Source organism: Gardnerella coleohominis (genome assembly GCF_002896555.1).
Taxonomy (GTDB): domain Bacteria; phylum Actinomycetota; class Actinomycetes; order Actinomycetales; family Bifidobacteriaceae; genus Bifidobacterium; species Bifidobacterium vaginale_F.
This window is the reverse complement of sequence record NZ_MNLH01000010.1, coordinates 1-22,098: the sequence shown is the minus strand read 5'-3', so window position 1 is coordinate 22,098 and position 22,098 is coordinate 1. Positions and strand designations below refer to the sequence as shown.

Below are 22,098 nucleotides of genomic sequence, written 5' to 3'. Positions count from 1 at the left end.
ACTCAAATATATAAATGTATCTGCAATAAAAATTGTGAAAATCACAATAAAATATCTGAAATTCTAATCTGCATTTCAGCAATTCCAATGCACAATTACATTATCGCCTTTATACGTGCCCAACACAGAATAATGCGCAGTATCAAGCCGCAACAATCGCGCAAAATCTGGGCTTACTCCAAGCCAGCGCGCAGTTAATATACGTAATACGTGCGCGTGCGCAACAACAAGTACATCCTTGCCTAATTTCAATTTAGGCATTGCGATGTCAATAATCTTTTGAGTACGATCCGAAACCTCTTGCAAGCTTTCTCCAGAAGTCCTGTGCACATCCACTGCTTCTCCACTAGGAAGCACCTCTTTAGCGTCACTAACCATGTGAGAAGGAAGAACTTTAGGACCATGCTTCCACACATCCCACGCCTCAACGCCACTTAATGCCGCAATATCGCCTCTAGTGCGACCTTCAGCAGCACCATAATCCCACTCCAACGCACTGTCGCAAATTGTGTACGAAGCAAATCCAGCAAACTGAGCTGTTTGCTGCGCGCGACGAAGCGGACTTACAAGCACACAATCCTCATCAAAACCTTTTGTGAACGCATCCTGCAATCTAGTACCAGCCTCTTTTGCCTGCTCAACACCGACTTCAGTAAGTGGCAAATCCGTGCGCCCAGTATGCTGACCGGACACACTCCAAGCAGTTTGGCCGTGACGCAACAAAACAAGCCTTCCTTCGCAAGCACACGAATTTTCTGACGCTATAGCCGGAACTACATTTGAACTATCTGCAGATACATTTGAGCTATCTGACACTACACATGAATTACCTGGAACTACTGAATTATCTGGATCTACTGAACTATCTGGAGCTACATCGAATTTGCAGGCCTCAGTCATCGTGACTCCTTCTGCTTTAAACACAAATCACACTAATGAATCCGCAGCAATACTACTATTAAGTAATCTTGCTTTTAGCGCACGCCCGCTTCGTCGCAGTGCACGCGTTTTATACCGTCCTATGATACAACCTATTGCATTGTTACGTCATCTTTTTATGATTTTCTTTTTAAAATTTTATAGAAATTTTATAGAAATTTTCATATCGCAAGTTATACGAAAATAATTAAAAAGCTTTTATTTTATAGCGATTCTGGCTTATACAATTGCATTTTGACTAATATGTTGCAAAAATAAAAATATATTGTAAGAAAATAAATCCGACTACGAAAACAATCGCGAAGTAATATGCAAAACCAAAACCAAAATCAAAACCAAACACAGACACAGAACCAAACACAAAACTTATCAGATTGCCAAATTGAAGCGTCAAAAGAAAGTTCAATGATATTAGAAGAAAGTTCAATTCAAGAACGAGAATTAGCAAATAACCATACTATTAATACGCTTCTTAATCGTCGTTCGATACGCGCTTTTAAAGACGAGCCGATTAGCGAAGAAATTGTTAAAACTCTTGAATCTGTGGCTCAGCGCGCCGCTTGCAGCCAGTTTTTAAACGATTGGTCCGCGATTAAAATCACTAATCCTGAAATAAAGCAAAAGCTTTCAGAAATTGGACATCAGTCTTACATTGCTACTACTCCACTCCTATACGTATTCGTTATCGATCAGCATCGAAATGCTGTAATCGCACGCAAAAATGGCGTAGACGTAGATGGCGACGATTTCACTCTTAAAACAGGATATCGATTCTCTCAATCGCAAAACGATGCCATTCTTGCACTTCATGCTATGGAGACAGCAGCAGAATCACTTGGACTCGGATGCGTAATTCTCGGTTCAATTTTGAATAATATTTCTGAACTAATTGAACTTTTGAAATTGCCAAAATACACATATCCCGTACTAGGACTTGCAATAGGCAAACCTGATCAATCCCCAGAACTGAAGCCTCGCATGGATTCCAGCATGCAATTCTTTGAAAACGAATATCCAAACAGCGATGATGCTCTAATAGAAAAACTAGCTGACTTTGATTCTAGAGTTCACGAATACTACGATTTGCGCAATGCGGATAAGCCAGTTGACGCGTTCAGTGCTCAAATCGTGAAGCTTTCCGTGGATTCTGGCGCTAAAAACCATAGTTGCGAAACGCAATTAAACAAACAAGGCTTTACGTTCAAAATCTGATTCCTACCTTTGACGAGGTTTGTATCCGCGTTTTCTTGATTTTGGCTTAGTGGTTTCAAAACGCGAGCGCGTATCGTAATATTTGCGAATTGCAGGATTTGAATGAGTTAAATGCCAGCAACTGCAATATTCGCATTTGTAAACCCAAAGTTGCGCTCCACGCTCTCTAAGACTTTTATCCGCTGCAATAAGAGCCTGCCCTTTATTTGTATACATTATTTTTTGAGTAGATTCACATCTGCGCGGAGTAAAGAAATACATGTAATTCATGGTATCACTACAGCAAAATGCGCAAGTAAACCTTATAGCAAAAGCATTCAAACCTAGTAATAAAAGCATTACAAGACTACAGATTGCACAAAATCGTATTTAAATAAATCACAATAAGTTCAATTTAATGTCTTTTAGTTCAATTACTTAACTAAAATTCAATTCAAACTTAATCAAAATTCGACTAAAATTCAAATAAAATTCAATTTTTCTACTATTTTTTGAAAAACTACTGTACAAATCTGGCTTTCATGAGTAATATTGGGCAAATAATTCAATTTAATACTTATACTTTGAACTTTGTTGTGAACTTTGTTATTAGTTTATTCTCAGTTTGTTCAATTTATAAATGTTGATTTTACAAGCTTCGACAAGAAAGACGGATTATGGCACAGAATTTTGCTGACGAGCTTAAGAAAGCTATGAAACGCAAGGGGTACAAGCAGATTGACGTAATCGAGCTTGCAGCAAAAAACGGCCATAAACTTGGCAAAAGCCAATTAAGCCAGTATTTAAGCGGCAAAACTGAGCCTCGCAAAGACGTGCGTAACATGCTAGCTGAAATTCTTGGAATCAGCGTCAATGATAACGAAAATGTAATCAAAAACGGGCATTCTTGCGCAAAAACTGAGCAAAACTGCCAGTCTGAAGAAGAATCACAATTAAATCAGCCACAGCTTACAGAAGATGAACTTTCCGAAACACTCAAGCATCGCAATTTCAACAAATCAAGCAAACTTGAGCACGTGCTTTACGATGTTCGCGGCCCGGTTGTTGAAGAAGCAAACCGCATGGAAGCAAACGGAACGCATATTCTAAAGCTCAACATTGGAAATCCTGCGCCTTTTGGATTCCGCGCTCCAGACGAAGTGATTTACGACATGCAGCAACAGCTTATTGACTGCGAAGGCTACTCAGATAGTCGCGGACTTTTCTCCGCACGCAAGGCGATTATGCAATACGATCAGCTTAAGGGCATTCCAGGCGTGCAAATGGAGGATATTTACACTGGCAACGGTGTTTCCGAGCTGATTAATCTTTCTATGCAAGCACTGCTTGATTGCGGCGACGAGATTCTTATTCCAAGCCCAGACTATCCTCTGTGGACTGCGTGCGCGAGCTTGGCTGGCGGCACTCCTGTGCACTACATGTGTGACGAAAAGTCGCATTGGTACCCAGATATTGCCGATATTCGCTCTAAAATCACTCCTCGCACTAAAGCAATCGTGATTATTAACCCGAATAATCCTACGGGCGTGCTGTATAGTCGCGAAGTTTTGGAAGAAATTGTTAAGATTGCACGCGAGTTTAATTTGATTATTTTTGCGGACGAGATTTACGATCGTCTTGTTATGGACGGCAAGAAGCATATTTCGATTGCTTCTCTTGCCCCAGACGTGTTCTGCGTAACTTTTAGCGGACTTTCTAAGTCGCATATGATTGCTGGCTTCCGTATTGGTTGGATGAGTCTTTCGGGAGATAAATCCAAGGCTCGCGACTACATTATGGGACTTAACATGCTGTCTAATATGCGCTTGTGCTCGAACGTTCCTGCGCAATCGATTATTCAGACTGCTTTGGGCGGATACCAGAGCGTTGAGAAGTATTTGGAGCCGGGCGGACGCGTGTATGAGCAGCGCGAGTATTGCTATAACACGCTTCAGGAGATGGATGGCGTAAGCGTTGAGCGTCCAGACGCTGCTTTCTACATGTTTGTAAAACTCGATCCAAGTCGATACAACATTCACGACGACGAACAGTTTGCGCTTGATTTGCTTCGCGATCAGAAGTTGCTGATTGTGCACGGAAAAGGCTTTAATTGGCAGACTCCAGGCTACTTCCGCGTAGTCTACTTGCCGCGCTTGCAAACGCTTCGCGACGCAATGGGCAAACTCTCCAGCTTCCTCTCCTACTATCGCCAGTAATTATTTATGCATCTTGCTTGCAAACCGCAGCGATACAAATCACAACACAAACAACAAAGCGCAAAAGTAAGTACATTTCGGAGTATTTCGGAGTATTTCGGAGTAGTTCGGAGTAAAACACAGCAATAAACACAATAAAAACCCAACAAAGCTATACGAGAGTAGGGCTCAGCACACTTCGGAGTAGTTCGGAGTACTTCGGAGTAGTTAAGAGTACTTAAGAGTAAAACAACAATGTACTTAATAGCGCACTATAAATACCATTAATTTACGCATGACATTCCAGTCAAATCATTGAAATACTAACACTCTCTATATCCTTCCTTTGATATAGTAATCACAAGAATTATTCGTATAAAAATCGCGCAGTAATGCTTCGATATTTAAGGCGGAACAATGGAAGAGTACAAGATTGAAGAGATTAAAGACCTGAAAGAAGGTCAGTATTTTGATCGTAAAAGTGCTCGTATAAAGCCTAAAGATATACTAAAACACGTCATTGCCTTTGCCAACGCAGACGGAGGCACATTAGCTATCGGCATCGATGATAATGGCGAATTATCTGGCACAAATTATACGGAGGCTCATTCTTTAGACGAATACGAACTAGCGATCCAACAAGATATCATTGGTCAACCTTCAATCGATTACAGCAAGTTAGAATATGAATCCGAAGATGGCAAAAATGCATTATTTATCATTCATATTGATTGCTCAAAAAATAAACTTATTAAAAATCGAAGTGAAGAAGTTTATTTAAGAATTGGAGATAAAAGCGTCAAACAAAATTACTCTCAAATTAAGCAATTAGAGTATGCTAAAGGCGAAAGATTATTCGAAGATAATCTAATTCCAGACGCTAACCTGGCAGATCTTGATGAACAACTGTTGAATGAATATAAAAAACAACTTAATTGCGAACATTTACCTAATAAGCAAGTATTAGAAGCTCGCGGATTTATGCATCAAGGTCAACTAACTGCCGCATCAATTTTAATGTTTGGCAAAAATCCAAGCTATTATTTCCCACAAGCTCGTCTGAGATTCCTGCGATATGAAGGAACCCATCGTGAGACTGGCGCACGAATGAATATTGTTAAAGATCAAACCTTTGACGGACCGATTCCAACAATTATTCGCCAATCACAAACAGCTATACGAGCGCAATTGCGCGAATTTGAATATCTTGGAGACGACGGAAGATTCAAAGTCGTACCAGAATATCCAGAATTTGCTTGGTTTGAAGGAATTGTTAACGCCGTAGCACATCGCGATTATTCATTAAGAGGCGATTATATTCGCGTCAGCATGTTTGACGATCGATTCGAGATATTCAGTCCTGGTTCCTTGCCAGATATTGTTACATTAGAGAATATGCGACATACACGCTACGCTAGGAATCCTCGTATTGCTCGCGCATTAGTTAACTTCGGCTGGGTTCGAGAACTCAATGAAGGAATTAATAGAATTTATGAGGAAATGGCGGAATTTTATCTCAATGATCCTCAATACAGCCAGCCAAATCCTTACTCTTTATTGCTGACGTTAGAAAATAACTATGCTTCGCGTCAAATGCGTGTGGACGATCATATAAATGAGTTAGAGGAAAAACTAAATAATGGCGAGTTCAATGAGAACGAGCGAAAAATTCTCGCATATTCATATAGCAATGATCGAATTACCGTAAAAACAGCTGCAAATCTTATTAATATGAGCGACACTACCACCAGAAAAATATTACAGGGGCTTGCTAGCAAACAAGCCCTTGTATGGCATGGCAACTCAAAACGTGACCCTAAGCAATATTATGCGCGCATAAAAGATTAGATTAAGCACAAAGCAAACAGTTAAGAGTAGTTCGGAGTAGTTCGGAGTAGTTCGGAGTAAAACACCGCAATAAACACAAAGAAAACACAACAAAGCTATACAAGAGTAGGGCTCAGCACAGTTAAGAGTAGTTAAGAGTAGTTAAGAGTAAAACACAGCAATAAACACAATGAAAACCCAACAAAGCTATACAAGAGTAAGGCTCAGCACAGTTAAGAGTAGTTAAGAGTAGTTAAGAGTAAAACACAGCAATAAACACAGCAAAAACCCAACAAAGCTATACAAGAGTAAGGCTCAGCACACTTCGGAGTAGTTCGGAGTATTTCGGAGTATTTCGGAGTAAAACACCGCAATAAACACAGCAAAAACCCAACAAAGCTATACAAGAGTAGGGCTCAGTACACTTCGGAGTATTTCGGAGTACTTCGGAGTACTTCGGAGTAAAACACTGCAATAAAACACTAATTTCACTCGCAGTCCAGAAAAAGGTGTATATCAATAGGCATATATCATTCAGAATATGAAAGACATTCATAACATGAAAGAAAAAAGAGAAGGAAATGAACGCGGCGGCGCGAATTCGCAAGACTCTTATTATTGTCGTTTTATCGCTTAATGCTTTTCTTTTAACGAGCTGTAGATTTGGCGTAAGCCTATATCTTTTAATACATGTTGACTTATCTCACGCAGCGCTTAACGCGGTATCCGTAGCACTTATGACCTGCATAGCAGCACCGCTTGGCGGCATTATCGCAGATAAATATCCACCAACTAGATTGTTTATAGCGCTAACGTTTTGTTTTGCCTTGTTGTGTACTGGATACGGTTTCGCTTTAGTAGCACAGCATAATCTTATTGCTATTACGGTTACACTACTCGGCATAATATTCGGGTTCTTTACTGCATTTTCTTCGCCTAATCAAAAAGTATTAATGGCATATAGCGTACCGACTGGCGAAAAAACCAAATTTTTAGCAAGCATGCGCATGTGGATTAATCTCAGCAGACTTGCCGCACCTGCGATTACTGGCATATTTGTTGATATATGCAATCCTCTCATTTTCTTTACGAGCATTGCTATTGTGATGATACTAGCGGCGCTACCTCTACTGTTAGTTAATCTAAACCAGCAATCACAAAATAGCGCAAACAATACGAAAACAGGAAGCAATACAGGAAGCAATAAAACTGCTGGTTTTGCAGCTTCTCTACACTATATGAGATCTACACCATGGTTAATAGTCTTAGGAGTAGTATCCGCATTACAATCTGGATCATGGCTTGCTGCATTCAGACTAATGGGAGCACACCATTGTCTCACACTTTTTCATTCGGCATCCACGTGGGGTTCAATAGTCAGCATATTTAACATTGGCATGATTGTAGGTTCGCTATTATGCAAATATATTGTGCTTCATTATGAGATTTTATACTCTATTTTATTACCTGGATTCCTTTCTATTCCTTTACTTATTTTCGCACTTAATAACTGGATTGCTCTTTTTCTTTGCTCTGCTTTCATTGCAGGTATTATTTTTGACGCAACCATCGTCTATGGGCAAACAGCTCTTCTCGACGGCATACCAACACACATTCTCGGCGCAACTACTACTTTTACTTCTATTATGGAGCAATGCGGCATTATCGTAGGGTATGCAAGCGTACTAGCATGGGGAAATCTAAATTCATCATTATTCATAATGATTGCAGCTGGCGTAATACTTGTTTCAACAGGTATAGCCTTATGGATTATTCAAGCTCGTAAACAAACATACCCATCAATGCTTACCAAAGATTATTGGACACCATCAACATGGGTAAAAAGAAGCATATAACAATCCATTTAGCGCGACAGCACAACAAATCCATACAAATGCAATTACATCACAGGACAATTAGCTTGCACATCCTGTTGGAATCCTGATGGATCTCCAAGTTTTGCTTTACGCATATGCTCTTTGAAAAAGTTTCGCGTTGCATCATCACAACGATCTGGACCCATAAACGGCATGCTAGGCACTTTTTCAAGCTCATGCAAAGCTTTACTTGCCGCTTGCTCATCACTAGCATACGTGTCTAGCCATTGCCGTTCCCAAGCACACTGATAATAATTAGATGCTTGCGTATCACCATATCCACTCTGGAACTGACCGTCTTTTTCTTCTCCAACCAAGTTTGCAGGAGCTTTATATTTTTTAGGCCAACTAAGCTTTTCCACAGATTCCTGATATTCCTTCTCTATATGAGCAAAATCAACAATCTCTCTCGGCGAACTATTTTGCGAGCGCGCGCCACCCATACCACTAGAATTATTGTTGCCTACTCCTCCACACGCATTAAACATAAGAAGCGCACTAAGCACACCAACAATAAGAGTTGCTTTACCAATAGTATGATTATTCATTATTCCTTCTTTCTTATTTTTTGAAAATTAACGCAATGCTAATGCCGGTTGTAAACGCGATGCTTTTATTGCCGGCACCACACTTCCAGCAAGCGCTGTAATGAAAGCCGAAATAACAGCTCCAATAGCGGCTTCATATGGGTAAACTGGCGGACTAACTGGGCTTGCTGCATCCCAAAAACTTGATGCAATAGACACAAGAGCAAAAGAAACAGCGACAGCAGCAATCGAAACTATCAACGCTAAAATAATCGCACTGCCTAACACGAGTGAAGCAATCGACCATCTAGTAGCACCCAAGGCTCTGCGTATAAGCAGTTCATGCGTGCGCTGCTCCAACGATGCTAAACCAATATTGATCAAACCTAGCGCGGAAACAAAAAGCAATAATGCTGCTACGATAGCAAAACTTAATTGCAATACTGTTATAACATTCTCGTAATCATCACTATTATCATGTCTTCTAATTTCGTTTACTTGTCCACCACAACAGTCGTAAAGAGCATCTGAAACATAAGATTTAATTGATTTTTGAGAACGATTTTCTTTATTCAACCAATAGATTGAGCCTTGAGCTTCTTTTCCAGAATACTCCCAAAGAGTTGGAGCGTAACGTAACAAGCCTAGAATATTCACGTATACTTTTGCTGAGTCTACGCCATCGTTCACAACTCCAACAATCCTTATAGGACTCATTCGTGTTGTTTTGCGAGAAGTAATAAATGCTACCTCACCAATCTTGTATCTTTTGCTAGCAGATTGGTTTACTACCATTTCTAATGCGTTGCTTTTAGCGCTATTACTAAACCATCTTCCACTTACAATAGGTAAGTTATAAACTTTGTTGTATCCTGCCGTAGTGTAAACAGCGTCAGCATATTGAAGATTGCTGGTTTTATATTCTTCGCTTATTTTTACGCTCTTCAAAGCTGGCATAGAAGCGCTAAACAGTAGTCCAGTATTTGGTTGTAGCATAACGTTAGCGTTACGGTTTGCGGATTCAACGCAATTTAAGAATCTGTTAAATACTGAATATTCGTCAAAATTTTGTGCTGAAAAAGTAATCTCGTATGTTGGTCTACGACCGTTTAGCTGTTCGTTAGTTGCAATAAGACAGTCCTTACCAACCGTGCCTATAAGCACTGACGCAATAACGGCAATGATGCCGATAAACATTGAAAAACCTGTGAGGAAGGATCTCATAGGAGAAAGGCGCAAATCTTTAAGCAGCATGATCATAAAGAACACCACCTTCCATAGTAAAAATGTGAGAGCAAGAACGAGCCACTTTCATATCATGAGTGACTAATAGTAATGTTGTTCCAGATTCTTGAACACGATCATGCAATACTTGAAGCACTTTTTCTCCCGTACTACTATCGAGTGCACCAGTTGGCTCGTCACAAATAAGTAATTCGGGATTAGTGACGAGAGCACGCGCAATCGCGACTCTCTGCTGTTCGCCGCCTGATAGCCTTCCAGGGTATTCGTTTAGTTTATCTTGCAATCCCACAGCACATAATGCTTCTTCTATTGTTTTTCTTCTTGCCTGCTTGCTTTGTTTTAGTCCTGCGTACAAAAGCGGTAACTCAACATTTTCTCTAATGCTTAAATGCTTAATGAGAGAATAGTTTTGAAAAACAAAACCAATATTTCGAGCACGCATATGCGATACTGTAGTATCACTACACTTTTGGATTGACTTGCCAGAATAATAGTATTTTCCAGTAAAATTTTTATTCAAAAATCCAATAATAGAAATAAGACTTGTTTTGCCAGAGCCAGACCTGCCAACTACCGCGTATGTTTCACCTTGATTAAGTAACATAGAAGCAGAGTTAACAGTGGTAAGCCATTCGCCATTGCCTAGTTTCACACGCGCTGACACGTCTTGTAGTTCAACCAGTGGAACAGGATTGTTCTCCATAATCATTGCACTCCTGGAATGAGATCAGGAGAAACACCTGCTACAACATCACCCTCATGCAAGCCAGACGTAATTTCAATATTAGCGCCGTCACTGATTCCAAGACCAACTTCTTTACGCTCCCAATTATCGCCTTTTTTGTATGAGACTAAGCCTTTTTGGACTCTTCCAGCAACCGCACTAACAGGCAGAGTTAGAACCGATTGTTTATGCTTGCCATTAAAAACAAGCGTCGCATTTTGGCCTGATTCTACTTCTGTGCTTTTATCTATTAAACACGTTAAAACTTTTGACGATACACTAGGTGTACTTTGCTCACTAGATTCAGCCGTTTCAGTTGAATCAGCATTATCATTCTTGCTACTACCCGAGGCTGCAACATCGGTAGAAGTTCCACCGCTTTGTACTATTTGCAAACAATTGGTTGGTCCAACACCATCTTCAACTTGGAAGCGACCTTTAACATCTGCAATATCTGCAGAACGAAGTAAAGCTTTTGCGTTAAGGCTTATTGAAAAACCTTCATATTTAAGAGTGAATAGCGGGAAAGATTTAGGCACGTCCGCAGCTGATTCAGCTACTGACACAACTTTAGCGTCTACGGGAGCAATAATTTTGTTACCAGCATTGTAGCCTAAAATACTTCCAGCTTTTACAGCACTTCCTGCTTTTACCGATGGAGAAAAATTCCCTCTACTTACAGCAGTGATAACAAAGGTAGACGATTGTTCTATTGCTGCTTTACCCGACACAACTTGCGTTAAAGGCTGTTTTTTGACTGAAACAAGTGGAACTGAATCATGTGATGCCTGCTGTTGACTATCATCAACTGCTCTACCAGCGCATGCAGTAAGCAAACACACTGGCAGAGCAGCTAACAAGAATACTTTCGTAAACTTACGCATAACATAGAGTTCCTGATTTAGTATGTTAAATCTCCACCCCCAAAACAAGCAATACACCTGATATAGATGCAATCACTACTTTTTTGAAAGATTTCATAATAACCTCCTTGTTAACTATTTATTTTATGAATCATTACTAAAAAACTTTCTTTATTAATAACAACTCACTTTCGATTAAGCCTATCTTAAGGAGAAACTGCACTCCAAGACCTTGTATATGAAAACCAAGACAAATATTTTACAGGTAAAGCTATGTATCGATAAGATAATCACAAGATATAACTGAAAATACTACTTTTCAGTAAAAAATATGTGTTAGAACAAAAAGTGTACACGTTAACAACCTTTATTTATTTTAAAAAGAGGATAGTTACTATGTCAAAAACAGCTTTATCTCTCTGTTTCATCCTATTATTCTTGTTCACAAATGGTGGAACAACAACACAAATGGCAAATATCAATACAATAAACCAAATTAACCAAATTAAAGACAGAAATGTGTATTGTCCTATATTCATGCATGCTCTTGGTATGTGTTAAATTTACCATCAGCAACTCTTGCTCTAGTTGGAATAATAGCAGTGCATTCCCAATATCTGCTAAAACTATGAATACTTATAGAACCGCCCAACTGTTTTATAATATCACTATGGAGCTGAAGTCCTTTTTTAGAAACTGGACGAGTAACAGTTTCCTGCTTATTAAATGAAGAACACATGTTGAGCTGTCTAATGACAATTTGTTCCCTTTTTACAGAAAAGCTCATTCTATACCACAACGTGGCATGTTTGCGTGTATTAATATACAATTCATCAATTAAATCAAGAACTTCACGCATAGCCTCGCAACTCATATCTGAGTCAATATCATCGTCGAATATTCTACACACAGATTCCCCGCGCAATCCACATGTTTTATTGAGCGCGTCATTTTTCTTAATAACATAGTTAATGCGCTGTATAAATTCAGTACGAACATCTTGCAATATTCCATTATTATGAAGTAAGTCAATAATGCGATGGCCTTCTTCAAAGGCCTGATTCGCTAAAGTCTTCATTTCTTCAAAAGAAGCTCGTTGTTCCTCAGAAAGAGATGTGTCAAGTAGTGCTATCTCAATGTTCAGGATAAGATCAGCAATTTTATTAGTCATATGATTATGCATGCACACTGCCAATTGTAGATTGTGAACAATCTGATGTTCTTGTTCACGCAAAATAATTTTCTTATGTTGGATACGCAGAATCACACCTAAGGAAGCACAAAAAGCACTCATTAAAACATAAATAAAAAATAATTTAAAAGATGACGTAGTTGGGGAGTAGTAATAACAAAAACACTGTAATATATATGAAACTAAAAGTAATTGAATTGTAAGCCGAAGAGAATATACATAAGCAATATAAGTGAGAGTAAAAACAAATCCAAACGTTACTACAGGAGCGTAAATCATCGGAATAATAGAGATGCATAGATGCAACAAAACATAGCAAATACTCATTAAACGTGGCGATACCCAAATTAATAAATTTATAACCACGAGTGTAATATATAGTAACTTAGATATTGTCGAAATGTTATTAGCGTTGGCACAGCAATATGCATCCATTACACTGGTTATACAACTCAAAAACAGTAATGTTTTATTGCCAACAAACTTTTCGCGTAAACTTCGCAATAATGAAAGCGCCATTGATCCCCACACCCTTAATATTCATCATGTAACCAAGCAGCAATTAGTTGTGCACGGTTGAGAGTACCCATCTTCTTACATACACGACGAAGAATTGTCTCAACGGTGCCAATTTCAACAAATAATTTCTTCGCTATTTGTGCATTTGTCATGCCTTGCACGCATAGTTTAACAATTTCTTGTTCATGATTTGTTAATGCAAGAATACCAACTTTCGGCTTATTTTGTAATCTTTGGAATGCTACCATAGCATCATCAAAATGAATATTATTTATTTTCTGTGGGCAGAATATTCCGTTACTAATATCATCGAGCATGTCACAAATTATTTTTGGGTGATTCTTGCCAACGATGCACTGAGCACCTGCTACGGATGCTGTTAATGCATAATCTTTAATAGGAAACGAAGTGATAGCAATGATGATTGGACGCTCATATCTTCGTCGTAATTCATACAATATCCTGGTTCCAGAAACTCCAGCCATATACATATCTATCAACAATACGTCAGGACATTTTTCCGCACAAAGTGATAATGCTTTCTCGTAAGAAGTAGACAACCAGCAAATATGACAAGATGGAACGATTTTCTCAATATAGGTTTTAATACCGCGTAAACAAAAAGAATCATCGTCAATAATTCCGACAGCAATCTGCTTGTCCATATTGCTCCTTTGAAAACTACAATATTTAAAATTGTAAGCAAATACCTTGTATATAAAAACATAAAAATATAATCCACTATACTAGTAATATTCTCAAAATTTATATACGCATCTGCTTGACGATAAACAAGATTAACCATACAAAGATTCCGAAGACACCTTTAACAACAAATACTTATTTGTTCCATAAGTCTTCACCGCTTAAGGCTATCCTCGTTAAGCAAAAAATCGAATAGATCCATGGTGACTACCCCACGATTATCTCTTGTAGCATGCAATCCATTTTTCGTAACTACTATCTTTTTGAAAGAATTATCAATATAGTAAAGCGAACGTTTCTCTTGCAATGATTTTTCTTCCGTCGTCATAGCGAGCGCAGATTGTATATAATATTTTTCGCTTCCCAAAGTAGCGATAAAATCTATTTCCAAAGATTTTTGCGCATAAATATCATGGTTATTTTTATCTTTTCTACCAGTATTTTCAGCAATATTCATTTCGCCAACATCCACGTTATATCCGCGATACCTTAACTCGTTGTATATAACATTTTCCATAATATGCGACTCTTCAATTTGCCTAAAATTAAGTAAAGCGTTGCGTACTCCAATGTCTTCAAAGTAAATCTTGAACAAGGAATCAATGTATTTTTTGCCCTTAATATTGTACTTTTGAGCTTTGCTTACAAGAAAAGCATCACTGTAGTAGTCTATGAAACGACTAACAGTTTCTGAAGTAATTTCTCCATATCCGTGGCTAATAAACGTGTTAGAAAGTTTCCTTGGGTTAACGGGAGCACCTATTGACGAAGCTATTACTTGCAAAGTTTCAGAAAGAGCCTGTTCTTTTCGCACGCCGTTTCGCTGAACTACATCTTTCAAATAAGTTTCTTTAACAAGATTTTCAAGGTATTTTATTTGTTCCTCAACATTTTGCATTCTAGCTACAAGCGGTATTCCGCCAGTAACAATGTAATCTGCCCAAGATTCTGAAACCGTTTTGCTTGAACTTTCCACGTATTCGGCAAAAGTAAGAGGTTGAACGTGAACTTCTGTGCTCCTCCCCTTAAATTCGGTAACAATGTCTGACGAAAGAAAACGAGAGTTAGATCCAGTAACATATATGTCTAAATTTGCATGCCTTAAGTAACTGTTAAGTGTGCCAACAAAATTATCAAGCAATTGCACTTCGTCGAGGAAAATGTAAAACTTGTCACTATCATTTATTTGCGACGCAATGTAGCGACGGAACACTTTAGCATTGATAATGTAACCAAGTTTTTTATCTGCGATTTTTACTGGCTCGCCGTTTGCAAATGGCTCAAGACGATCAATATCTTCGTCTGAATCAAAGGCAAACCGAATGATATTATTCTGCAAAACACCTTGAGAAATAAGAGAATTATAGAACAGTTCATTAAGGATGAACGATTTTCCCGCTCGGCGCACACCAGTAATAATTTTAACTAGACCATTCCAACTCAGATGGTTCAGTTTCGTTATATACCTTTGACGATTGAAAATCATTCGCATTCTTTTTCCTTCCACTTCTATCTTCAATTTAGCAAAGTACTTTGGGTTTTGCAAGATAGACTTAGCGAAAATAGGGCATATTTGGCACTTCTATCTGATATTTTCCAAAGTACTTTGGGTTTTGCAAGATAGACGCAAAAATAACGCCAAACCACAAGGAATAATCCGGTATAGTACCAACTCGCAAAAAACAGCACAGTATAGTACCAAATCACAAGAAATAACCCGAAACAGCTTCAACTCACAAACAAATAACGAACGAATCACAAACAACTCACAAAAACGACTCACAAAAACGAATCACAAAAACGAATCGAAAAACAACTCACAAAAACGAAGTATTAGCTGTAAGAAACTGTTATAAAGCATATACTATTAGAAATAAAGTAATAGCAGGAGAAAGAAATGACTAACAAAAACAGCGAAGGTAACAATCACCACCACATAGTAGTACTAACAGGTGCAGGCATTTCAACTAGCGCTGGCATTCCTGATTTTCGCGGACCAGATGGCGTATGGACTAAGCACCCAGAACAAATGAGTGTTTACGATATAGACGCGTTTTTAAGCAGTGAAGAGGAACGTATTTACTCCTGGCGATGGCAAAAAGAATCACCTGTTTGGAACGCTCAGCCAGGAACAGCACATAAAGCGCTTGTAAAACTTGAGAAAGCTGGAATGCTAGATCTAATAGCCACCCAAAACTTTGACGCACTTCACGAAAAAGCTGGCAATAGCCCAGACATCATAGTGAATTTGCACGGTAGTATTGGAACATCGCACTGCATGAGCTGTCACGCAAGCTATAAAACTGCCGATATTATGCGCGACTTAGACGAGCATCCAGATCCGCACTGCAGACGCGCTCTGCCGTACCGTAGCAATATGCCTTGCAATGGTTTAATTAAAACTGACGTTGTATATTTTGGCGAGGCACTTCCTGAAGGCGCTATGGAAAGAAGCGCGCAAGCAATTATGCACGCAAGCGAATTGTGGGTTATTGGCTCTACGCTAGAAGTATTTCCAGCCGCAAGTCTTGTGCCGCTAGCCGCTCGCGCAGGAGTGCCGATTACAATAATGAACCTAGGCTCTACGCAATACGACTACTTGGCAGAGCGTATTATTCGCGAAGATATTGCGAAAGCTCTGCCAAAATTAGTAGACGAAACGATTGAAAAGTGATTATTGCAAAGCGACGCTATTAAAACTATTGCAAACTAACAGCGATGCCTTCCCAAGGCGAAAGCGTGCCATTTTTAAGCGATGTAAGCGCGTGATTCACGTCGTAAGTTGCAAGAAGCACATCATTTTCAGTAAATCTGTCTAAAGCGTGATTCTGCAATAATTGCGCGCTTTCTGTAGGTATAGGAACAGTCGATTCTGTCATATTAACCATTACAAGCATGCGCTCTGCGGAATCTGTGGAATCCGAAGCGGAATCAGCAGAATCTACAGAAGTATCTACAGCAGAATCTACAGCAGATTCTTCCTGCTTTTCGCAATCAGATTTAAGCTCGCGCACGAAAGCGTACACGCACTCGTCATCCGCATCAACCAAATTCCAAGAGCCAGCAGAAACAATCGGCTCCGAATGACGCAACGCAATCAAATACTTGTAAAAAGCGTAAACGGAATCGGAATCTTCCATCTGTTCAGCTGCATTAATGTCTACATAATTAGGATTCACACTAATCCACGGCTCTGCGTTATTTTGCGACGTGACATTAAAAGGCATGAATCCCGCGTATTTAGAAGCATTCCACTGCATCGGAGTTCGAGAATTATCGCGACCACGCTTTGCGAGCGCATCCATCATCGACTCAGCCGACTGAATATGCGCTTCTTCTACGCGCTGCTTAAACATGTTCAACGCTTCCAAATCGCGATACTGATCCAAACGCGTAAAGTGCGCGTTAGTCATACCAATTTCTTCACCCTGATACACGTAAGGGGTACCACGATGCATGTGGAGAAGCATTGCAATCGCCTTAGCAGAACGCACTCGCATCTCCTCACTAGCCTCACTACCCCAACGAGAAAGCGCACGCGGCTGATCGTGATTATTAAAGAACAAGCTCGCCCAACCAGCATCCGCTACAGCTTGCTGCTGCTCAGCCATCACGCGCTTTAATGCCGTCAGCTTTAGCGGCACAGGATTCCACTTAGTGCCGTTTTCACAATCGATATCCACGTGATTGAACAGGAACAACATGTCGAGTTCACTGTGAGTAGGGTCAGTAATATAAGTATTACGATGCGCGGAAATTCCCGGAGCTTCGCCAACAGTTAAGAAACCTTCGCGCCCTTCGAAAACTTTTGCACGCATCTCACGCAAGAATTCGTCTAAACGAGGACCATCCGAGCAGAACGGGAACGGCGAAGAGTACCCGTCAGCACCAGCTTGAAAATCTTCAATCTGGCAGCCAACTTCCCCAGGCAAACGACCTTCAGAATCAACATGCTTGGAAATTTGCGTAATCACATCCATACGGAAGCCGTCAATTCCGCGATCCATCCACCAATTCATCATCTTGTACACGGCAGCGCGAACCGCAGGATTTTCCCAATTCAAATCTGGCTGCTTTGGCGAATACTGGTGAAGATAGTATTCTCCACGCTTCGGATCGTAAGTCCACGCAGAACCGCCGAAATACGAGCCCCACTTATTTGGCTCCGCACCCGGCTCACCAGGCACACAACCTTCACGCGCAGGTCTCCACCAATACCAATCCGCGTAGTCACTAGAAGCATCCCTAGAAGCCTGGAACCAAGCATGCTCGTCAGAAGTGTGATTTACTACTAAATCCATCACAACTTTAAGACCGCGCTCATGAGCTCCAGCCAGCAGCTCGTCCATATCTTCCAAAGTTCCGAAAAGTGGATCAATATCTTGATAGTCGGAAATATCGTAACCGTTATCGTCTTGTGGGGACTTGTAAACAGGGCTAAGCCAGAGCACATCAACACCTAAATCAGCCAAATAGTCGAGGCGCGAAGTAATGCCCTTCAAATCACCTATTCCGTCGCCATTAGTATCTTGAAAGCTTCGCGGATAAATCTGATACACTACTGCATTCGCCCACCAAGGGTTTGGCGTAGCGCCGTTTGTGCGCACGGATTCTGGCAAGTTTGCTCTGTCAAAAGTAGTCATTTAATCCCCATTTGTTTCGATTATTTATTTTGATTATTTATAACGTTTACAATTCTATACTTTAATTATCTTTGGATTTTATACGTCTCTTTTCACAAACCATTTAAGTAATCCATCATATCAGAAGCAGTATGTGATTCATGAGTGAATTCGCGATTTTGAACTTGCCTACGAGCTTCCTTGTTTTTATTTTCAGTTGCTTCTTCAATATACTTTTGAAGCTGTTCCTCAAGCGATTGGTAGTGCTCAAAATCTTCACGATCAATAATGAAGTACATTGGTTGATTGTTTTTTAAAACCGTAACTGGCATACCAGAACTTACCTTGGCAAAAGCCTGTGCAGATTTACCATTACTAAAAGCACTAATAGGAACCATAGTGCTTATTGGAGCGACTGTAACCATACCTATTACCCTAACTTTTCTACAGATAATCCACGCATATACTTAATACATGTATATTTACTATACTTTTTACAAGTATATATGAAAGTTACTATACTTGTAAATATTGTAGTTAAAGTACTATAAAAAGCGGCCCGCAGCAAAAGCCACGAGCCGCCACTCCTTCTCATTCATTGCAAGATCTAAGGAATGCTCTCCAAATCATTGCTGATTATTCACTGCTGATTATTTACTGCTGATTATTTATTGCTGATTATGCAATCTGAATGCAAGCTCCGCCAAATGAACTCCGTGAGTCAAGAACTCGTGAGTGCGGCAAACGTAATCATTTTCGCGACCAAGTTTCGCAATATATCCGTTGATGTAATCAACTTCCGTTTCGCGACCGCGACTCATATCTTGGTACATAGAAGGATAATGCAAAGGATTTGCCACGCGGCTCACGTAATCGATAGCCTCCAGCTCCTGCTGACGCGTGTTAACCATACGAATTCCTGCGCGATCGCACACATCGTACGCCTCGTTAATAAGCTGTCGAGCCATATCCATAGCCCCAGGATAAGAAATAAACTGGCCCATCTGAATCTGATACATTGTGCACAAAGTGTTAACTACGGAATTAAAAATCACCTTAGCCATGCACGTGCCCTTGAAATCTTCCGTAATTGTAGGATTCAAACCAGCAGCTTTAAAATCGTCTCGCATAGCAAGCTCAACATCGCTCACCTGCTCATTCAACGCGCACATATTCATTGTGCCGACGCCGACTTTACCAATAAAATCAACATCGCCCGGGCCGTTTAGAACGGTTGCAATCATTGCAGTACCGCCGTAAATGCGATCATCCGAGAAATATTGCTGAAGCTTTTCAAAATGGCCCCAACCGTTCATTGCAGCAAACACAACCTGATGCTCTTTAAACAAATGCTTGCAACGCTCCAACATTTCCGCAAGCTGCATTTGCTTCATAAACACAATCCACACATCCGGATCGCCGTCATACTCTTCAGGGGTATACATATTGATTGGCACAAGATGACGATTTTCATGATCGCGGCTCACCATTACGCCGCCTTGCTCGCGGACTTTATTCACATTTTTATCCCAGGCGTCAATGAAATCAACATGAATACCGGCCGTTTCCTGCAACAAAACGCCATAGCGATACCCCATAGCTCCCGAACCGATCATTGCATATTTCATGCCACTCATAGTGACACCTCCTTTTAGATAAAACTGTACTTAGGCGAGATTCGTGTTAGTGGAATTACGTCGAAGCGACTGATATGTAAAAAGCGGCGAGCCAACAGTGTTACTGAATTAGCCGACTGCTTTTTGTTTTTATAGCATATTACACAGTTTTGGGAGAATGTCAAAATTCTTATAAATTTAATTTTCATATGTCGTATGCTGTAAATGAGAAAATGATAATAGTGTGATACGAAATATTTATTAAAATAACGATTTATAACGCAACTATTTATACGAGCGGCGGTGACGAAATGAATATTAGCGATGAACTAAATGGTAATAATGCGGAGAAAAATTCTTACGAATCGCATATCGGTCGTGAATCGCATGTTGTGCCTGGTTATTTTGGTGAGCCTTTAAAAGTTACAAATGCACAGTATTCGCAAGGTAATGCTTCAGCTCATCCAACGCATCCGCTACTTCTGCTTCTTCACGGTTGGGGCTCTAATGAGGAAGATTTATTGGATTTGTTGCGAGTAGTGGCACCATATAATGATGCAATCGCTTTACGTGCTCCGCTTAAGCTGGCAGAAGGCGCTTACAGTTGGTTCCACGATGCTGTACCTCAGCGAGAAGATTTAGATTACGATATGTATGCTGCTGCTGTCTCAATCGACGAGTGGGTGCGTGAAAATATTCCAACAAATCGTGAGATTGTGCCATTTGGTTTTTCGCAAGGAGCTGCGCTCGCAGTGCATGTTTTGCGCTTGAATCCTTCGCGCTACCGTGCTGCCGTTTCGCTTTCTGGGTTTATAGCTCCTAATGTTCCTGCTTCTGCATCTGAAATTGCTTTGAAAGACGACGATTTAGCAGATCGTAATACTCCAGTATTTTTCGGCTACGGATTAGAAGATGATGTTATTCCTCCTTACGAATTTTCGGCTGCTGCAGCTTGGCTTGAAGAGCACACTTGGCTTGAAGAGCGTCGTTATCGCGGACTGGATCATGCTGTTGACATGAACGAAATTGGCGATATTCGCAAATGGTTCGTCACTCATGATATTTCTTCTGGGCTTATGTAAATTTATTTAGGTTTATGTAGATTTATTCGATTTCGTTTACTCCTTAATTTGTAAAGTGATTTGTAAAGTGATTTCATGAATATGCGCGATGAGATAGTATTTGCAATGAATCAAGCCTTGGATTTGGCTCGAGAGTCTGCTTCTGCAGGCGAAGTTCCAGTTGGAGCAGTTGTGCTTGACGGCGATGGCAATATTATTGGCAAAAGTGCAAATATGCGAGAACAGAACGCTGATCCTTTGGCTCATGCTGAAGTGCTCGCTATGAAATCTGCTGCGATTTCGCGTAAATCTTGGAATCTATCTGACTGCACTCTGGTAGTAACTCTTGAGCCTTGCCCTATGTGCGCTGGAGCTGTGTTGCAAACGAGACTTAAGCGCGTAATTTTTGGCGCATGGGATGCAAAGCTTGGGGCTTGCGGATCAGTTTGGGATATTTTGCGAGATCCTCATGTAGGATCACGACCGGAAGTTATTGGTTCAGTATGCGAATCTGAGTGCGCTCAACTCTTGCGAAACTTTTTCGAAAATCACCGATAATTGTGAATTAATACATATCTATTTGCGAAGTATGCCTTGCTATTAGTTGGCAGAGATTTGAGATTTTTCGCCCATGCATTTGCTTGCTTTTGTTTACCAACACACCCCAAAAGTAAACAAAACCAAGCAACCCTTCTTGCTTTTGTTTACCAACACACCTGATATGTACCCCTTTTTCTGGACTGCTAGTCAAAGGAGTAACGCATGTCAAAATGTAAATATAGTTACGAGTTTAAAAAGAAGTGTGTTGAACTATATCGTCAAAATCTGGAATTACCAACACCTGACGCTGTTAGTAGGAATAATTTTCGTCATACTGTCGCGTATTGGACGCGTTTAGTAGAAGCTAACGGGTTTGAAGTGCTTAAACCACGTTTTAAAAAACATAGGTATTGGGATCCCGTGCAAGAGCTTTGCATGGTTAACCAAGTTCTTAC

At 40.1% G+C, this 22,098-nt stretch carries 19 protein-coding genes and 1 pseudogene; 8 read left to right on the top strand and 12 right to left on the bottom strand.

From position 1 onward, the window contains the following. Positions 1-75 precede the first annotated feature (75 nt). Complete coding sequence (locus tag BFS05_RS06395; protein WP_258004294.1) at positions 76-900, bottom strand: histidine phosphatase family protein; 825 nt, start codon at positions 898-900, stop codon at positions 76-78. A 444-nt stretch (positions 901-1,344) separates the two neighbouring features. On the opposite strand from BFS05_RS06395, the gene BFS05_RS06390 reads away from it, so the two are divergent. Beyond that, positions 1,345-2,151, top strand: a complete 807-nt coding sequence (locus BFS05_RS06390; protein WP_103085131.1) for a nitroreductase family protein — start codon at positions 1,345-1,347, stop codon at positions 2,149-2,151. A 3-nt stretch (positions 2,152-2,154) separates the two neighbouring features. On the opposite strand, the gene BFS05_RS06385 is transcribed toward BFS05_RS06390, so the two are convergent. Then, on the bottom strand, positions 2,155-2,421 hold the full coding sequence (locus BFS05_RS06385; protein ID WP_103085130.1) for a hypothetical protein: 267 nt from the start codon (positions 2,419-2,421) through the stop codon (positions 2,155-2,157). Positions 2,422-2,807: 386 nt separating this feature from the next. On the opposite strand from BFS05_RS06385, the gene BFS05_RS06380 reads away from it, so the two are divergent. The 3 genes from BFS05_RS06380 (at position 2,808) to BFS05_RS06370 (ending at position 8,008) form a co-directional block, all read left to right on the top strand. Beyond that, positions 2,808-4,346: an aminotransferase class I/II-fold pyridoxal phosphate-dependent enzyme gene (locus BFS05_RS06380; protein ID WP_103085129.1), complete on the top strand. Its 1,539-nt coding sequence runs from the start codon at positions 2,808-2,810 to the stop codon at positions 4,344-4,346. Between the two features lie 396 nt (positions 4,347-4,742). Next, positions 4,743-6,173, top strand: coding sequence for an ATP-binding protein (locus tag BFS05_RS06375; RefSeq protein ID WP_103085128.1), 1,431 nt, complete (start codon positions 4,743-4,745; stop codon positions 6,171-6,173). 560 nt (positions 6,174-6,733) lie between these two features. Then, positions 6,734-8,008: an MFS transporter gene (locus BFS05_RS06370; protein WP_103085127.1), complete on the top strand. Its 1,275-nt coding sequence runs from the start codon at positions 6,734-6,736 to the stop codon at positions 8,006-8,008. Positions 8,009-8,052: 44 nt separating this feature from the next. On the opposite strand, the gene BFS05_RS06365 is transcribed toward BFS05_RS06370, so the two are convergent. The 7 genes from BFS05_RS06365 to BFS05_RS06335 form a co-directional block, all read right to left on the bottom strand. Beyond that, complete coding sequence (locus BFS05_RS06365) at positions 8,053-8,577, bottom strand: hypothetical protein (RefSeq protein WP_103085126.1); 525 nt, start codon at positions 8,575-8,577, stop codon at positions 8,053-8,055. A 27-nt stretch (positions 8,578-8,604) separates the two neighbouring features. Further along, a complete protein-coding gene (locus BFS05_RS06360; RefSeq protein ID WP_103085125.1) occupies positions 8,605-9,816 on the bottom strand; it encodes an ABC transporter permease in 1,212 nt (403 codons plus the stop codon). After that, the gene (locus BFS05_RS06355; protein ID WP_103085124.1) at positions 9,800-10,510 is read right to left on the bottom strand and encodes an ABC transporter ATP-binding protein; all 711 of its coding nucleotides are present in this window, start codon (positions 10,508-10,510) and stop codon (positions 9,800-9,802) included. The genes BFS05_RS06360 and BFS05_RS06355 overlap by 17 nt, the downstream gene beginning before the upstream one ends. Further along, positions 10,507-11,409 carry an efflux RND transporter periplasmic adaptor subunit gene (locus BFS05_RS06350; protein ID WP_103085123.1) on the bottom strand — a complete coding sequence of 301 codons (903 nt, stop codon included), beginning with the start codon at positions 11,407-11,409 and terminating at the stop codon, positions 10,507-10,509. Before BFS05_RS06350 ends, BFS05_RS06355 begins: the two co-directional genes overlap by 4 nt. Positions 11,410-11,923: 514 nt before the next feature. Continuing rightward, positions 11,924-12,622, bottom strand: coding sequence for a hypothetical protein (locus BFS05_RS06345; protein ID WP_219726419.1), 699 nt, complete (start codon positions 12,620-12,622; stop codon positions 11,924-11,926). Between the two features lie 491 nt (positions 12,623-13,113). Next, positions 13,114-13,764 (bottom strand): response regulator transcription factor, encoded by a 651-nt coding sequence (locus tag BFS05_RS06340; RefSeq protein ID WP_103085121.1) that lies wholly within the window; start codon positions 13,762-13,764, stop codon positions 13,114-13,116. 194 nt (positions 13,765-13,958) lie between these two features. Beyond that, entirely contained in the window at positions 13,959-15,296 is a 1,338-nt protein-coding gene (locus BFS05_RS06335; RefSeq protein WP_103085120.1) for an ATP-binding protein, read from the bottom strand. A 405-nt stretch (positions 15,297-15,701) separates the two neighbouring features. Here BFS05_RS06335 and BFS05_RS06330 point away from each other — a divergent pair, with 405 nt between their 5' ends. Next, positions 15,702-16,478 carry an SIR2 family NAD-dependent protein deacylase gene (locus BFS05_RS06330; protein ID WP_103085119.1) on the top strand — a complete coding sequence of 259 codons (777 nt, stop codon included), beginning with the start codon at positions 15,702-15,704 and terminating at the stop codon, positions 16,476-16,478. 25 nt (positions 16,479-16,503) lie between these two features. On the opposite strand, the gene BFS05_RS06325 is transcribed toward BFS05_RS06330, so the two are convergent. The 3 genes from BFS05_RS06325 to BFS05_RS06315 all read right to left on the bottom strand — a co-directional run bounded on the left by BFS05_RS06325 (position 16,504) and on the right by BFS05_RS06315 (position 20,063). Next, positions 16,504-18,447, bottom strand: a complete 1,944-nt coding sequence (locus BFS05_RS06325) for an alpha-glucosidase (protein ID WP_103085118.1) — start codon at positions 18,445-18,447, stop codon at positions 16,504-16,506. 92 nt (positions 18,448-18,539) lie between these two features. After that, positions 18,540-18,851, bottom strand: coding sequence for a type II toxin-antitoxin system Phd/YefM family antitoxin (locus BFS05_RS06320; RefSeq protein ID WP_103085117.1), 312 nt, complete (start codon positions 18,849-18,851; stop codon positions 18,540-18,542). Positions 18,852-19,094: 243 nt separating this feature from the next. Next, a complete protein-coding gene (locus tag BFS05_RS06315) occupies positions 19,095-20,063 on the bottom strand; it encodes a ketopantoate reductase family protein (RefSeq protein WP_103085116.1) in 969 nt (322 codons plus the stop codon). A gap of 290 nt (positions 20,064-20,353) precedes the next feature. Here BFS05_RS06315 and BFS05_RS06310 point away from each other — a divergent pair, with 290 nt between their 5' ends. From BFS05_RS06310 to BFS05_RS06300, 3 genes and pseudogenes are all read left to right on the top strand, one after another. Continuing rightward, positions 20,354-21,124, top strand: coding sequence for an alpha/beta hydrolase (locus tag BFS05_RS06310; protein WP_103085115.1), 771 nt, complete (start codon positions 20,354-20,356; stop codon positions 21,122-21,124). Between the two features lie 75 nt (positions 21,125-21,199). Then, positions 21,200-21,661 carry a nucleoside deaminase gene (locus BFS05_RS06305; protein ID WP_103085114.1) on the top strand — a complete coding sequence of 154 codons (462 nt, stop codon included), beginning with the start codon at positions 21,200-21,202 and terminating at the stop codon, positions 21,659-21,661. Positions 21,662-21,865: 204 nt separating this feature from the next. After that, positions 21,866-22,098, top strand: a pseudogene (locus tag BFS05_RS06300) (helix-turn-helix domain-containing protein); the annotation flags it as partial.

Bases quoted from the DNA above. Each gene is read 5' to 3' on its own strand.
- BFS05_RS06395 (WP_258004294.1), bottom strand. From the start codon at position 900: ATGACTGAGGCCTGCAAATTCGATGTAGCTCCAGATAGTTCAGTAGAT.
- BFS05_RS06390 (WP_103085131.1), top strand. From the start codon at position 1,345: ATGATATTAGAAGAAAGTTCAATTCAAGAACGAGAATTAGCAAATAAC.
- BFS05_RS06385 (WP_103085130.1), bottom strand. From the start codon at position 2,421: ATGAATTACATGTATTTCTTTACTCCGCGCAGATGTGAATCTACTCAA.
- BFS05_RS06380 (WP_103085129.1), top strand. From the start codon at position 2,808: ATGGCACAGAATTTTGCTGACGAGCTTAAGAAAGCTATGAAACGCAAG.
- BFS05_RS06375 (WP_103085128.1), top strand. From the start codon at position 4,743: ATGGAAGAGTACAAGATTGAAGAGATTAAAGACCTGAAAGAAGGTCAG.
- BFS05_RS06370 (WP_103085127.1), top strand. From the start codon at position 6,734: ATGAACGCGGCGGCGCGAATTCGCAAGACTCTTATTATTGTCGTTTTA.
- BFS05_RS06365 (WP_103085126.1), bottom strand. From the start codon at position 8,577: ATGAATAATCATACTATTGGTAAAGCAACTCTTATTGTTGGTGTGCTT.
- BFS05_RS06360 (WP_103085125.1), bottom strand. From the start codon at position 9,816: ATGATCATGCTGCTTAAAGATTTGCGCCTTTCTCCTATGAGATCCTTC.
- BFS05_RS06355 (WP_103085124.1), bottom strand. From the start codon at position 10,510: ATGATTATGGAGAACAATCCTGTTCCACTGGTTGAACTACAAGACGTG.
- BFS05_RS06350 (WP_103085123.1), bottom strand. From the start codon at position 11,409: ATGCGTAAGTTTACGAAAGTATTCTTGTTAGCTGCTCTGCCAGTGTGT.
- BFS05_RS06340 (WP_103085121.1), bottom strand. From the start codon at position 13,764: ATGGACAAGCAGATTGCTGTCGGAATTATTGACGATGATTCTTTTTGT.
- BFS05_RS06335 (WP_103085120.1), bottom strand. From the start codon at position 15,296: ATGCGAATGATTTTCAATCGTCAAAGGTATATAACGAAACTGAACCAT.
- BFS05_RS06330 (WP_103085119.1), top strand. From the start codon at position 15,702: ATGACTAACAAAAACAGCGAAGGTAACAATCACCACCACATAGTAGTA.
- BFS05_RS06325 (WP_103085118.1), bottom strand. From the start codon at position 18,447: ATGACTACTTTTGACAGAGCAAACTTGCCAGAATCCGTGCGCACAAAC.
- BFS05_RS06320 (WP_103085117.1), bottom strand. From the start codon at position 18,851: ATGGTTACAGTCGCTCCAATAAGCACTATGGTTCCTATTAGTGCTTTT.
- BFS05_RS06315 (WP_103085116.1), bottom strand. From the start codon at position 20,063: ATGAGTGGCATGAAATATGCAATGATCGGTTCGGGAGCTATGGGGTAT.
- BFS05_RS06310 (WP_103085115.1), top strand. From the start codon at position 20,354: ATGAATATTAGCGATGAACTAAATGGTAATAATGCGGAGAAAAATTCT.
- BFS05_RS06305 (WP_103085114.1), top strand. From the start codon at position 21,200: ATGAATATGCGCGATGAGATAGTATTTGCAATGAATCAAGCCTTGGAT.